Consider the following 14,536-nt stretch of genomic DNA (forward strand, 5'->3'; position numbering starts at 1 on the left):
GCAAACATAATATGTAAGGCGTATAAGATGAAAGATGCTTTCAGAAATATGGGGATGTTGATATGAAGATTGGGGTTTGCACAGGTATTGAGAACATATATAAGCTTGAGGAAATGGGATTTGATTATTTGGAAGCCGGTGTTAACAGCATAGCATCACTGGAGAAGGAAAAGTTCCTAGAGCTTAGAAAGCTGGTGGATGGCTGTTCTATCAAATGTGAAGTGATGAATGCCTATTTCCCATGGGATATGAGGTTGACAGGGCCGGATGCTGCGGGCGAAAGCACTGTCTCCGACTATGCCCGGAGAGCTGCGGAAAGGGCTGCTGCTTTGGGAACCAGAATTTTTGTTGTTGGCAATGGCGGAGCAAGACGGTTCCCCGACGGCTGGGAGATGGAGAAGGCATTGGATCAATTTGCCAGGGCTGTTGAAATTGTGGCGGAAGAGTCTTCAAAGTGCGGTATCATTGTCACTGTTGAACCTCTGAATAAAAGCGAGTCCAACCTGATCAATTCAGTTAAAGAAAGTCTGGACTTGATTAAAAAAATAAACCATGGCAATGTGATGCAGATGGCTGACTTTTACCATATGCGAAAGGAATCGGAAAGCATGGATGATATTATTGAGGCCGGAGAAGCCCTCGTCCATACTCACATAGCCAACAGCAACGGGAGAGTATTCCCCAGGGAATCAGGGGAAGACGATTATGAGTCATTCTTCGGTGCTCTGAAAAAAATAGGGTACAAGGGAAGAGTAAGTGTTGAAGCAAACACCAAAGATCTTGGCAGGGATGCTCCTGCGGCACTTTCGCTTCTCAGGAAGCTTGCCCGGTAATGCAAAGGCATATCCGGTCTTAATCGGTCAAAAAAGGCGGAAATAAAAGGCGGAGAGGTTTATCAGATAGATAAATCCTTCCGCCTTTTTAAATCCTTCTGCATTTTTGCGATACAGGCTCAGAACTTGACATACTCCCTTGTTTTTGTAGACTTATATACCGCTTCAATCATTTTCAAAGACGTTAACGCCTGGAAGCCGTCTATCGGCATATCTTCTCCTGTGCCAAGGCGTCTGTAAAAGTCCTTGATCAATGCCGCATGGCCGCTTCCCCAATAAGCTTTGCCGCCGGTTTTTGTGTCAGCCTCGGTTATGTGCTCGGTCCGTCCGTCTTTGTAGGTTACATTAAGGCCATCGGATAGCTTAAGAACAGCTTTTTCACAAAAAATCTCAATCTCCACAGGGGAATCGGTAGCGTAGCAGTTCGTAGCATAAAAGAGTCCTGTGGCTCCGTTTTTAAACACAATAGTGGCTTCGGCAGTGTCCTCTACCTCGATGTAATCTCCAAGAAGCCTGGTGTCGGCATTACCCTTTATTTTGTCTACATCTCCCAGGAACCATTGCAGGAGATCCAGGGTATGTATCGACTGATTTATCAGTACTCCTCCGCCTTCCTGCTCCCATGTTCCCCGCCAAGCTCCGCTGGCATAATAGTCTTTGTCCCTTTTCCATGTGACGAAGGCTTTCGCACCTAAAATCCTGCCGGCTGAGCCGGAATCCAAAATCTCCTTTATTTTTACAGAAGTGGCATTATACCTGTTCTGAAAACAGATTTCCAGCTTTTTGCCTGTTTCCCCGGATACGCGAATCATCTCCTGTGCATCTTCAGAGGTGATGGCTATGGGCTTTTCGCACAACACATGCTTTCCTGCGAGCATAGAATCTATGGCCATAGGCGCATGCAGGTAATGGGGCGTGCAGATATGGATAGAATCTATGCTGCTATCCTTCAGCATTTCCCTGTAGTCGGTATAATACTTGCAATTATATTTTTCTGCTGCTTTTGCAGCTTTGCTTTCATCTATGTCGCAAACGGCATACAGCGTTACGTCCGGCAAAGCAGAAAGCGCGTCCATATGAATTCCGGATATGTTTCCGCAGCCTATGACTCCGACATTGAATTTATTCATTGTGTTTTCCCTCGATCCTTATTATATGGTCCAGGAATTAATTTCCCGGTCATAAATAGTATAACTCATTGTGCTAGCATTTTCTAAACATAAGTTTCAAGTTAAAGAGCTAGTATGCTTGTTACGGGTCAAATCAATTCACTTCGCTAACTATCTCTATTAACTCTCCACAATGCTATCTCAAATTGGTTAGCACAACAAATTGCCTTAATATTTCAGCAGTAATAGTTTAAATCATCAGTTTAGAAGGAACCTTCCAAGTCCAACGTTTTTTCGTCCACGGTTTTAACAAATCTTGAATTCTTGATTTTTTCCTGGAGCATGCTGTAGAACAATTCTTCATCCACCGGAATGTCCACCCAATTGTCGGTCCATGCGGACAGGTGCATGGCGTTGGATATCTGCAAGCCGTTAATGCCTTCATATCCAGGAGCCAGGAGGGGTGTGCCGTTCAATATGGAATCCACCCAGTTGGCTGTAATGCCTGCATGGGCTGTTTCCTTTCCATGGATCGGGACTTCGCATTTCCAACACTCGGGCTGGGAAAATCCGTCTTTGGCTTCCCTTATATACTGGCTGGAGGACTGACGCAAACGCCAGAAATTTAATTTTCCGTCTTCTATGACGATCTTTCCTTTGTCTCCGACTATTTCAAAACGGTTTGTTCCGGGGGCTTCACCGGTAGTGGTAACGAATACGCCGGTTGCACCGTTTTCATATTCTACATAGGCAGTTACTTCATCTTCTACTTCGATATCATGATATTTGCCAAAGCCGCAGAAAGCCCGCACACGCTTGGGCATACCGCAGGTCCACTGCCACAGGTCCAATTGATGGGGGTCCTGGTTGAGCAGAACGCCTCCTCCTTCTCCTGCCCATGTGGCGCGCCATCCGCCGGAATTATAATAGGCCTGTGTGCGGAACCAGTTGGTGATAATCCAGTTGGTTCTTCTGAGCTCTCCCAGTTCACCGGATTTTATGAGTTCTCTCAGCTTTTGGTATAATGGGTTTGTTCTTTGGTTATACATTATGCCGAAAACCTTACCGCTTTTTGCTGCGGCTTCGTTCATTTCCCTTACCTGTTTTGTATAAACCCCGGCCGGTTTTTCCACCAGCACATGCAAGCCTTTGGCGAAGGCTTTTATGGCAAGCGGTGGATGGCTGTAGTGGGGAACTGCTATCATAACGCCGTCCACAATGCCACTGGACATCAAATCATCGGCATTGTCAAACGTGCGTACCCCACTGCCCAAATTTTCCTTTGCCCATTGGAGCCGTTCAGGTTTAATGTCGCACACTGCGGTGAGCTCAGCCTTGGGAACCTCTCCTTTTGAAAGATATAAAGCATGGCTGCTTCCCATGTTGCCAATTCCTATAATACCAATACGTACCTTACTCATGACACATCTCCCTTATCCTTTAATATCCGATAATATTTTATGCAGTTCCTGTGCTGCTATGGCAAACAGCTTGGGACCGCCTTCAGGCAGATTTTTGATATCAGCATTCTGTTCCAGATCCGCAAAACCTTTAAAGTTACCCAGATGCGGTTCCAGGGACAGGAAGCCTTCGAAACCTTTTGCATCTAGCGCCATAAGAATTTCTTTTACCTTGCCGTCTCCATGGCCTGCAGGCACTACGCTGTGGTCACTGTAAAGGGCATCCTTGATGTGCATATATGCAATATGGTCTTTCAGCAATTCATAGGCTTCCGGGTAAGTCTTTACATTGCACTGCACAAAATTGGCAGGATCAAAGGTCGCCTTAAGGATGCTGCTGTTCATCGTTTTTATCAGATCCAGGCATCTTTCGGCGGTATCCCCATAGATATCCTTCTCATTTTCGTGCAGCAGTATCAGCCCCGAGCCCTCGGCTGCTTCGATGAACTTTCCGAAGCGCTCCATGACCTCATCACGGTATTCGGACGGATCGGTACCCTGAGGGATGAAAAAGCTGAACACTCTTATATACCTTGTTTCCAAGATTTTGGCGATTTCAATCGTGTGCTTGAAAAGCTCAAGATGGGGAAGAAACGGATCTGTGATTTTAATTTTGCCTATGGGAGAACCTACGGCAGATATTTTAAATCCCCTGTCATCCAACTGTTTTTTTATTTCCATGACCTCTTCCAGGGAGTGTTGTGTGAGGTTTCTGCCATTAACGCCTCTCATTTCTATATGATATATACCATGCTTCTCTAATACATCCATCTGAGTTTGCAGGTTTTCGTCTATTTCGTCGGCGAAAGCACTTAATATGAATTTGCTCATGTCTGGCACCTCCTTGTACTTAAGAGCGGTCTTTTGATGCATTGATTTTTAAGCAGCAAGCCTGACGGCTCTTCTATTGATATTGTTTACTTAAATTTTATTGTATTGTATAATAAACGCAAGTTCATTGCTTTTATTGGCTTAAAGTATGCTATTATTGACATTAGCGGCCTTGGAAAGGAAGAGAATAGGATGGACATGAAAATACCGGAAATATATAAGAACATTTCAAAGGCCATTGACTACGGCCACACATCGTCCAAAGAGCCGGAAAGCTTTGAGTTTCACATCCATGACAGGTATGAGATCTACTTCTTCATATCCGGCAATGTCAACTATTTTATTGAAAAAGAGGTATATCACCTGAAATATGGGGATTTGCTCTTAATGAACAGCAATGAGATACACAAGCCATATTTTAAATCCAATTCGGTTTATGAAAGGATAGTCATTCATTTTGATCCGGCTGTGGCGAAGATTTTCAGCTCCGATCAGATGGACCTGCTTCACTGCTTTACGGGAAGACCTAAGGGTGAGCAGAACAGAATCAGCCTCAATGCCGCCCAGGTAAGCGAGGTGCTGAAATTGTTCAAGAGGATAGAAAATGCCGGCAGAAATTTGCATAGCGGCTCCGAAATTATAAAGCTGACCAGCTTTATCGAATTGCTTGTCTTTATAAACCGGGTTTTCATGGACAAACAGCATGTGGTTGAAAACTCCAATATACCTGAAAAGCTTGTGCCCATATTTGACTATATCAACAGCAACCTCAGCAGTGACCTCTCCTTAAAAACTCTGGAACAGAAATTCTATATGAACAGATTTTACCTCAGCCGTTTGTTTAAAAAAAGCATGGGAATAAACATATACGAGTATGTTCTTTTCAGGAGGATATCCGATGCCAAGAGGCTTCTTGCTGATGGCACAAGCGTTACCGAAACATGCCAGGCGGTGGGGTTCAATGATTACTCCAACTTTATACGCACTTTCAAAAGAATTGTCGGCGTGCCTCCGGGGCAGTACAGAAAGAACAGCGCAGCAAAATCCAACAGATACTATGAGGAATAAAGGCCAGATTGTGATGAGTGAGCCGGTTTAAGGGAGCATGATTGCAAACTGCGGTTTTTTCTTGAGCGTTATTTTTTATCCTTTTGGCATCGAGTTTAGCATCATTGCGGCATCACACTACAGAGGCGTTCAAAAATGAATATTTGCGGTTATCTTTTTGACCTTTTTTTACGATATAAACTACGAGCATATTTGTATGGAGGAGAACGATGAAGGTATTTAAAAAATTGCTTGCTATTATTTTAACATTGAGCATATTTCTGAGTATGATGCCGGGTGTCGGAAGCGTGGTTCATGCGGCAGGGCCAGGCATTGTTAATGTATATGTGGACAACTATGACCGGGAAACCGGAATTTTGACGATCCGGTGGGACGGTATTTCTGGGGCTCAGAATGTACGGGTGGAGTATAAGGCTCCGGATGGTACTGACCGGACAGAAAGTGCTGATAATATAACCACCAATACCCTTACTTTTAGTACAAAACTGGCAAATGATTTCATATATGCCATGGATATAAAAATATACAAGTCAGCAGATCCATTAACCCTTGCTGCCCAGGGTTTTTTGTGTTTTCTTCCCGGCATCACCTTCAGAGCTGTTGCAGTGGATGGAAACAGGGACTATGAAGACATCGACAAAATAGGAAGAGAAATAGGTATAAAACCGGCGCTCAAGCTTACCTGGTCCGTTCCTTCGGTATATAATGGCAGCAATTTCGTTCCGGCGGATACCGATGATGCGCTTTCAGTAATAGTAAGCAAAATAAAAACCATGTACGGAAAGAATATAAGCGAGAATGCACTTAAAAGTTATATCATAAGTGTGGACCGGAATGATCTGGGAAACAACCTTACTGCCCTTTCTGACATAGAAATAAAACAAGAGAGCATAAACTCGTATAAAGCCAATACTGCCAAAAACAAAAACTTGACTGCGAAGGTTGAATATAATACGACCTCCCATGAACTGACCTTGTATCTTGTGGGAGGGAAGGACGGGTCAGTGGTACTCCCGGCCACAGATGCAGAAAAGGATAGCGAATGGGATACAAAGTGGAAAAACTTGCTGCCGGCAGAAATGGCGGATGCCAATATTAAGGATTCGGTGCTGTTCGATCCCGATATACTGCCTGGTACGGTATACAGCATGGGGGTAATGCCCATATTTAAAGACGGGCAGAATCTGGATGTCATTTCGGTGGGTGATCCTGAAGACGACCAGCAGAGCCCTCTTACCGACGTACCTTATATTTATACCGCTATGAGATTTAAACTCACAAAGGATGAGTGGGGAAACCTCAATGTCATCATTTACAAGGTAAATGGCGGCAGCACTAATCTTCCCAACCTTATTTATGAAATTCAGTCGGGTAAGTCTTCTCCTGGTCTGGGAGGGGATCTTCCTCTTATCGAAAGCATAGATGATATCTATTATCCCACCGGTATAACCGTGTTCAGCTCCATCCGGGATATTGAACCGTCGAATACAGATAACTACAAAGTAGTGGCCAAGTCCCAGGCAGGGGAAAGGATAGCTTCCTGGAACATGCCTTTCAGACTGGCGGACTATATAAGCGGGCCGCATATGCCCAACGATGTTAAGATAGAACCGGACAGGAATGAGGTTTCAATAGAGGTGGTGAATCCTCAAACGGGTGATACTTTCATAGAAAAAACCACGGATATTACAATTTCGTGGAAAAAGCCTGCCAATTGGGCTAATGAAATAGAACCCAACACCGATCCCGATAAGGATGTTTACTATCATGTGCTTCTCAGCACGAACCAGACCGACCTGGGCGAAAAGAAAAGCCTGGAGGCCAATGGAGTAAATTATGGTGATTTCGATGTGAAATACAGGCGGGTGCTTTACTTCAGTTCCAAGGCCGCGGTACAGGATCCGCAGGACTCAAGCCGCCTCATGTATACCATCAAAGGAGACGAGCTGTTTAAATATGTCAAATTCACCGGTACATATGATGCAGAGGGGAAGCCTGTATTCCAATACGGAGACATCGACAATGCCGAAGGGTATCCGGAATTTTTGCTTCCCAACAAGGTTTATTACCTTCAGATGTTCACGACAACCGGAGAGCATGCCGACAACCCCGGTGAAAACCATAAGTCCGGCTACTCGGCTATAAAATCTTTCGCCACAAGCGTGGGAGCCCAGCAGATAGTGCCTGTGCCTTACAATTTCAACTACACTTTGAACGATATAGACAGGAATACAAAGAGGAACTACATAGAGTTTGTCATTGCAGAAAATGACGTGGATAAGGAATCGTTTATAGCCAACCGCGGTGCTTCCAGCAACCCGACGGTTAATGTTTACTATGAACTATACATGGCAAAGCCCCAGGGTTCAACCCATGCATCCGAAACTTTGGATTTTGAGCTTATCGATACCCTGCCGGGCACCGGAGAGAAAAGCGCACCTGTCATCCATGTTTCTGTAGGAAGGACGGGAACACCGGTGCTTAAAGCCAACACTACATATTATTTCAAGGTAGTTACTAAGCTGGTTTTGGATGAAGGAAAAAGCACGGAGAAGGTTATAAGGTCGGAGTCATCAATGATCCGCCCGGTAACCACAATCAAGTCCATAGTTATAGATACTCCGGATACCTCAAATCAAAAACCACTGGCGCCGCTGGATTTTACCGATAAGGATGACAACGGCGAATCTACGGTAAACGGACCGAGCGTTACATTGAGCTGGACGAGGCAGAAGGATGACGAAATAGGCAAGGATGACATAAAATACACTATCGTTGTCACATCAACCAGGTTATCGGGGATGGATGAGCTTCCTGTAGGAGACTATATTCATGACACTTTTATGGCAACCATTGGAAACAAGCTGAAACTGTTGGACCCCGGAGCGGCTCCCATGGAAGACAGCGATATCAAGTTTGAGTTTGATGAGGGTAAAAACAAGTACAGGCTTGTTATTAAAAACTGGCTGGATCCCAACAGGCTTTACTTTTTCAGCATTCGGGCCGTTAAGGGAGGAAAGACCAGCGACTGGGTTTGCATACCGGTCACTACACCGCTTATCCCGGAACCAACCAATATGGAAGCCATAAAGGATTACCAGCTGGGATTCTACTGGAGGGATACAACTCCCTATGTGATGCCTGAGGATTATGTGATCAAAATTAAGAAGACCTCGGACTCCAATTATGAGGAAGTTCCAAGGTCCAGATCATTGATTACAAAGGATGGCAGCACTTTTTATGCAAGAGTTTACAATCTGGCTCCCAATACATCCTATGATATAAAGGTGTATAGAGGAAACACGCAGATGACAATATACCCGGAAGCAAGCTCAATGACCACAAGGGACAGCTACCACCAGGTGGCGGTCAGTTGGAAGGGGCTTCCGTATGGTTATAAATATGAACTGGCGATAAGAGCTGCGGATGAATCCGAATATACCATATTGACGGATGACGATCTGGTATTTTATACAAACAGCGATGGAAAGAGCTATCCTTATTACATTGAGGAGCATCAGGATACCGCAGGAAATGAGTATGCTTACTGTTATGCGGTGATCAAGTCCGTCAGGGTGACTACGTCCTTGGGAATAGTGCAGCATCAGCCGCTTAAATCCAATATGAAGTATTATATCAGGGTGAGGGCGGTAAAAGTAAGTGCCGAAGGGACCGTATATTATTCAAAATATGCCGGACCGGTGGAAATAAGGACGGAGTTTTCCCAGGATGATTATGACGACACGGAGCAGGATGAGGAAAAGAAAGACAAATTCCTTGATAAGATTTCCAAGCTTGAGGAGAAGCTGTATTGGAGAATGTATATGAGCAACAGCAGCATAACCAAATTGCTTGTAAAAAGTGAAAGAATGGTTGATGCTGTAATCAATGACGGCAATCCTGCTTTTGTGCTGGATATTTCCGATATAGATGAAAACATGGATATTGATGTGATATACATGCCTCTTGAGGTTATAGAAGCTGCCGGTAAAGAGATTAAGAATTTTTCCATTAAAACCGACAGCGGAGAGTTTATATTCAGGCCCGGGACGTTGGATACCGAAAGAGATGAATTATTTAAAACTGTAAGGACTTCCTCCGGGGTGAAGGATTTGTTCCTCAAGATAACTTTCTCAAGGGGTAAGCTGCCTGATTCCAGCCTGCCTCAAGGGAAAAGGGTATCGGATGTGAGTGAGCTTAAATTGCAGGTACTGGGTACTTCACTTACCGATGAAAACTTGAAGAATATGATCCATGACAGGCTATACAATGAAAAAACAGGGCTGGTCAAAGAAAAGTTGGATATACTGATGAATTCCAACGGGAGCAGTAATATGACACCCAAGCAGTTGGATCAGTACCTGGATTTACTGGTGGAAGACGTGGAAAGGGAGCTGTCGGAATATATAGGAGGAATCGTCGAAGGCGGCAGGTACACATCGGGAATGGTAGTGAGGACGGAGTCTTTGACGGAATTCAATGTTCCCATGTTGGTAAAGCTATACCACGGGAAGGAGCAGGGACTCATAAATCCTTATGCTTATTACAGCGATGCGAAGTCATGGAGGAAATTATCTGCGGATGTAGACCAATCCTATGGTTCCGTAAGCTTTAATGCCGGAAAGACAGGGCAGTATGTCCTCTTAACACAGAATAATTCCATGAAGGACGTACCGGACGACTACTGGGCCAAAGACAGCATAATCAGGTTTACGTCCAAGTATGATCTGACCGGTGTATTTGCCGGCATTGAAAAATCCTTCAGTCCCGAACTCAGTGTTTCGGTTAAGGAGATGGTGCTCTTATACGACAGGATCACCGGCAATACAGGGGAGAGCAGCGGCACAAACATTAAAAAGAGGGCTCAGATTCTGGGCCTGGACAAGCTTTTAAACCTGTCGAATGCCGTACGGGACATCTCCAGGGAGGAGACGGCGTCAGTGCTGGCGAAGCTGTATTGTATGAAAACAGGTGTTGACTTAAGCAGCATAAAGCCCGGAAGGACAGTGTTTATTGCTGATGATGCCGAGATCTCGAATTCAAAATACAACTCGGTTATCGTATGTATAGATCTCGGTATATTGGAGTTGGATGAGAATGTCAGATTTAAACCGAAGGGAAGCATGACCAGGGCAGAAATGATCACCGCCTTGGTAAGGCTTCTGGAGCTTACGGAGGATATGGCTGGTAAATAGGTTTATTCCCGGCGGAGCTTCCGCCGGAATAGACCGGTGGAAGGGATAAGAGTTGGGATGAGCCAAAGTTTTACGGCACATATTTTAATAAAGTTTCAGGGTTAGGAGTTTTGTTATGAGGATATCAAAAAGAGGGATAAGTGTCTTATTGTCAATATTTCTGTTTTTGTCTATGGGGATGGAAACGCTTCTTTATGCAAAACAGTATGATGAAGTGCCTCTTCCTCCTAAAAACATAAAGCTGAATGGTAATAATGCCGTCGGCTATAATCAGGAAGATGGTTACTATGCGGATATCAAGTGGGAGAATCAGTACGACAAGTCCCAGGACGCTAATACTGATGACTTTGTAGGAGAATATTTTAACTTCTACCTTCAGGAGATAAGAGAGACGGATACGGTGCGGTACCAGTATTATGAAAAGAACATTTTAAATTTAAATAACACTATGACTTCCTACAGGCTTAAAAAGCTAAAATCGGGTACCGTTTACTATGTTGATATGACCACATACCATAACCACAAGGACAGCGAGGATAATATATACTCCAGCGGACCATCGGAGCCGTCCCTCCGGTATAAGTTCCTGACCAAAATCAACCTTAAAGTGGATGCGGTGAGCTCCAATGAAATTAAAATCGTTTGGGATGATGTATGGGATGAAAATGAATCAGGGGTAAGAGAGCGCATCAACTACAAGCTGTACATATCCCAGGATAGAAGCAAAATCCTTGATGTGTCGCCCATATACATAAAAAAGGAGCAGATCGGAGAAGGCAAGGCTATAAGGGTCAATTCGGACGGTGATCTGGAATATACCCACAAATTCAATGGCGACGTAAAGAACGTAGCCGGTAGGGTGTATTATGTGAAAATCGTGCCGGATGTAAGCAATGAGGCGTTTTTGCAGGCGTCCACCGACATAGTGCCTGCGAGCACATATATAAATGCCAGGGTTTATAAGACTGCCGTTACCGATGAAGGAAGCATATGGAGGCTGGAATGGGACTCTATCGGCAACAGCATAACCTACAGGATAGACAAGATAATCGACGGGGTTGCAAAACCATATATACATGAAGTGACCACAACCAACTGTGATCTTGTTATACCGTCGAATGAAAAGGAAAGCATATTTATCATCAGAGCCAATGTGGACAGTACGACTCCTGTACCAATAGTATCAAGGGAGATAGTGATAAGCGACGATATCCTTTCTCCTATTGAGCTGGTTCCGGCTCCCGAATTTGTTGACGAACTGGCTTCCGGAGAGGCGAGGATCACATATCCGGAACTCCTCAATCCCGACAACGCTACCATCCTCTGGCGTGCTCCTAGAAAAGGGGACGGCAGCTTGTATGAGAATCTGGAGTATGATATGTGGCTTGTCAGGTATGACCAAGCGGAAGATGACAGCTCGGTTTTGCCTGTAAACATAACCATTAAGGAAGAAAACCATGTTATAGATACCAATGGCCAGATCGTAGGCTATAAATATAAAATCAACGATCTTGAACCCAATACCATGTATTATGTAAAGATGGCTGCCAAAAGCCCCGACAAGGATGCGGCAGGAAATACGGTATATTCCCCGGTGTCTGTTCGCATTGTCGTAACACCGTCCTACGGGAATACTGGTGAAAGGCCTGTGGCTCCAGGGGAAATCATACCTCTGTATCCAACCGAAGGAGATATGTTTGATGACACCAACACCATAAAAGTCCAGCTTAACACCTCCTGGTATGAAAAATATGTGGATGCAGGGGACGGCACAGGATACTGGGTTCCGGTAGGAGAGGATTATGATCCTGTAGTCAATCCTCCCGATGGGGTTTATTATCGCAAGGTTAACTATTTGCCCGAAGTGCAGTTCGATTTGTATTATGTTGAGTACAGCGAATGGGTGGGAAAAAATTATGGAGATGCCGATTACGAACAGCTGATTGAGCTGGAGAAGACCACGAACAAGGTTCCTCCTGAGAATTTCTCCAAAGTCAATAACATTGTCAAAGCTACGATTGAAGGACTGGAAAGCAATACTGCGTATGTTTTATGGGCCAGGGCAAAATATGGGGATGATCTTGTTTCAGATCCTTCCACTCCTGTGGTGGTGACTACCGACCCAATTATCATACCCGGGATTGAAACCCCTGTTGTTCCTGTGTTCAATTATTCCTATGCGGGGGATAATTATGTTGAAATCGGGTGGAATTTCAACTTCACCGATGGATACAGCTATCGTATAAAATATGGAACTGTTGAGGATATCAACAAGGCTGAAGAAATTGACGAGCCTGTAACGAAAGAGACCTATAAAAATGGCTATTACAGAATCGACGGACTTAACCAGAATACCTTGTACCATTTTTGGATAAAAGCAGTATATACCAATGCGGAAGGGCAAACGGTGGAATCAGGATGGAGCGATGCTCTGTCAATAAGAACCAAGCCTTTTATTCCGCCGGAAACCCCTAAAGGTTTTGGTATTAAAAATGATGCCGGAGCAATAACCGAAACCAGCTTAACTTTTGAATGGCTCCAGGAAGAAGGATTGGAGTATGTGCTGGAAGTGGCGGACAACATTGATTACAAGAATGCTGTGGAATATAATGCCGGAAGCAGCTCCGAATATAAAGTCGAAGGGCTTATTTCCTATCGCAGGTATTATGTGAGGCTGTACGCTTATGATCCGGAAAAGGATCTCAGGTCACAGCCGACTCAAAGTATCATTGTAAGGACTAAAAGGAGTAAAGATGATTACGACTCCGATCAGGATCAGGACGTGAAGGAAATAAAGCTGGATGAAATAATTATCAAGGATCCCGCAGCAATTGATGGCGTGTGGAATGTCAAAATAACCGGAAGTAATGCGGAGAAATTCATTGAATATATCGTATCCGACAAAAAGCTGGATTTTATTCTGGATTTGACGAAGCCACCGGCAAAAACGTCAAAAGTCAGCATCCTGATGTCCAGCAAAATATTTGATGCTCTGACGGAACTGGGGGAAAACTTCATAGTTAAATTGAAAGATTTCCGATTTGTCATAAGGCCGGGAACGCTTGATAAGACGCTGGCGGGACCTGAGCTGGGCAAGCTTTCGTCCTATAACTATCGTATATTTGTTACTCTTTCGGCGGATACTTACGGGAGCAATGCCGCAAGCCTCATATTCAAGGCAAAAGCTGCGGATATTGAATTTAGTGCGATGAACGGCAGCAGCCCTGTACCTGTAGCAGCCCTGAAAAAACCGCTCAAGGCGGAAATACCTTATTCGGAAAGGGATTGGTATAAAGAAGGGAAAACATCGGCATTTGTGTACAGCCCGGAAAAGGGTCTCTGGGAAAAGCAAGATACATACAATCTGTTTGACAGCGAAAAGGACGAAGGATATATAGGCTTTGAGATGTCAAAGGTCGGAAAATTTGCAGCAGCGGATACTTATGGTGGCTATTACACCGATATCGGCGGGCATATGTTTGAAGAGGCCATAAGCAATGTATCTTCCGTGCATGAGCTTAAGAGCATAAAGGGCAGAAAATTTGAACCGGATAAAGAATGCACCATTGGTGATGCCGTGAAATTTATGCTGGATGCCATGGACTACAATTATGGCAATGATTATATGAATATAGCAGTCAAGTCCGGCCTTATAAGCAGATCCGATGTTAACAGCGCCAATGTGAAGTGCACAAGGGAAAAGGCAATAGCGATGGTTGTAAGGCTTTATGAGCTGAAGACAGGTACTGTAGCCCGTACCGAGTATAAGAGTTATACAATATTTAATGATATGGATAAGGTTGATCCCGGATTGGTTGAAAAGGTCAGCTTTGCTGCAGAAAATGGAATAGCAATCGGAAAAACGGGCAAAAATCTTATGCCGGATAGCATAATCACCCGAGGGGAAATTATGGGATTGCTGGAGAGGATGATGATGCTTTCCGGAGAGATATAACCGAGAATGTAGCCTTTTAAATATTTATGTCATCTGAAAATACTTGAGGGTGGTCCATATTTGGTGCTATAATCAATTGGTGGAA

The 14,536-nt window shown here is 44.3% G+C and carries 7 protein-coding genes; 4 read left to right on the top strand and 3 right to left on the bottom strand.

Annotation, left to right across the window (positions count from 1 at the left end; all coding sequences use genetic code 11):
- The first annotated feature begins 62 nt into the window (after nt 1-62).
- A complete protein-coding gene (locus CDO33_RS00155) occupies nt 63-833 on the top strand; it encodes a sugar phosphate isomerase/epimerase family protein (RefSeq protein WP_103082152.1) in 771 nt (256 codons plus the stop codon).
- Nucleotides 834-952: 119 nt separating this feature from the next.
- Here the strand turns inward: CDO33_RS00155 and CDO33_RS00160 are convergent, their stop codons facing one another.
- The 3 genes from CDO33_RS00160 to CDO33_RS00170 all read right to left on the bottom strand — a co-directional run bounded on the left by CDO33_RS00160 (nt 953) and on the right by CDO33_RS00170 (nt 4,233).
- Nucleotides 953-1,963, bottom strand: a complete 1,011-nt coding sequence (locus CDO33_RS00160) for a Gfo/Idh/MocA family protein (RefSeq protein ID WP_103082151.1) — start codon at nt 1,961-1,963, stop codon at nt 953-955.
- Between the two features lie 242 nt (nt 1,964-2,205).
- Nucleotides 2,206-3,363 (bottom strand): Gfo/Idh/MocA family protein, encoded by a 1,158-nt coding sequence (locus tag CDO33_RS00165; protein ID WP_103082150.1) that lies wholly within the window; start codon nt 3,361-3,363, stop codon nt 2,206-2,208.
- A 12-nt stretch (nt 3,364-3,375) separates the two neighbouring features.
- Nucleotides 3,376-4,233 (bottom strand): sugar phosphate isomerase/epimerase family protein, encoded by an 858-nt coding sequence (locus CDO33_RS00170; RefSeq protein WP_103082149.1) that lies wholly within the window; start codon nt 4,231-4,233, stop codon nt 3,376-3,378.
- Nucleotides 4,234-4,425: 192 nt separating this feature from the next.
- Here CDO33_RS00170 and CDO33_RS00175 point away from each other — a divergent pair, with 192 nt between their 5' ends.
- From CDO33_RS00175 to CDO33_RS00185, 3 genes are all read left to right on the top strand, one after another.
- Nucleotides 4,426-5,301, top strand: coding sequence for an AraC family transcriptional regulator (locus CDO33_RS00175; RefSeq protein ID WP_103082148.1), 876 nt, complete (start codon nt 4,426-4,428; stop codon nt 5,299-5,301).
- A gap of 209 nt (nt 5,302-5,510) precedes the next feature.
- A complete protein-coding gene (locus CDO33_RS00180; RefSeq protein ID WP_103082147.1) occupies nt 5,511-10,496 on the top strand; it encodes an S-layer homology domain-containing protein in 4,986 nt (1,661 codons plus the stop codon).
- Nucleotides 10,497-10,611: 115 nt separating this feature from the next.
- Nucleotides 10,612-14,451 (top strand): fibronectin type III domain-containing protein, encoded by a 3,840-nt coding sequence (locus tag CDO33_RS00185; protein WP_103082146.1) that lies wholly within the window; start codon nt 10,612-10,614, stop codon nt 14,449-14,451.
- The last annotated feature ends 85 nt before the right edge of the window (nt 14,452-14,536 follow it).

It is taken from the genome of Clostridium thermosuccinogenes (assembly GCF_002896855.1).
Lineage (GTDB): Bacteria > Bacillota > Clostridia > Acetivibrionales > DSM-5807 > Pseudoclostridium > Pseudoclostridium thermosuccinogenes.

Coding starts and splice junctions, on each gene's coding strand:
- CDO33_RS00155 (WP_103082152.1), top strand. CDS start 63: ATGAAGATTGGGGTTTGCACAGGTATTGAGAACATATATAAGCTTGAG.
- CDO33_RS00160 (WP_103082151.1), bottom strand. CDS start 1,963: ATGAATAAATTCAATGTCGGAGTCATAGGCTGCGGAAACATATCCGGA.
- CDO33_RS00165 (WP_103082150.1), bottom strand. CDS start 3,363: ATGAGTAAGGTACGTATTGGTATTATAGGAATTGGCAACATGGGAAGC.
- CDO33_RS00170 (WP_103082149.1), bottom strand. CDS start 4,233: ATGAGCAAATTCATATTAAGTGCTTTCGCCGACGAAATAGACGAAAAC.
- CDO33_RS00175 (WP_103082148.1), top strand. CDS start 4,426: ATGGACATGAAAATACCGGAAATATATAAGAACATTTCAAAGGCCATT.
- CDO33_RS00180 (WP_103082147.1), top strand. CDS start 5,511: ATGAAGGTATTTAAAAAATTGCTTGCTATTATTTTAACATTGAGCATA.
- CDO33_RS00185 (WP_103082146.1), top strand. CDS start 10,612: ATGAGGATATCAAAAAGAGGGATAAGTGTCTTATTGTCAATATTTCTG.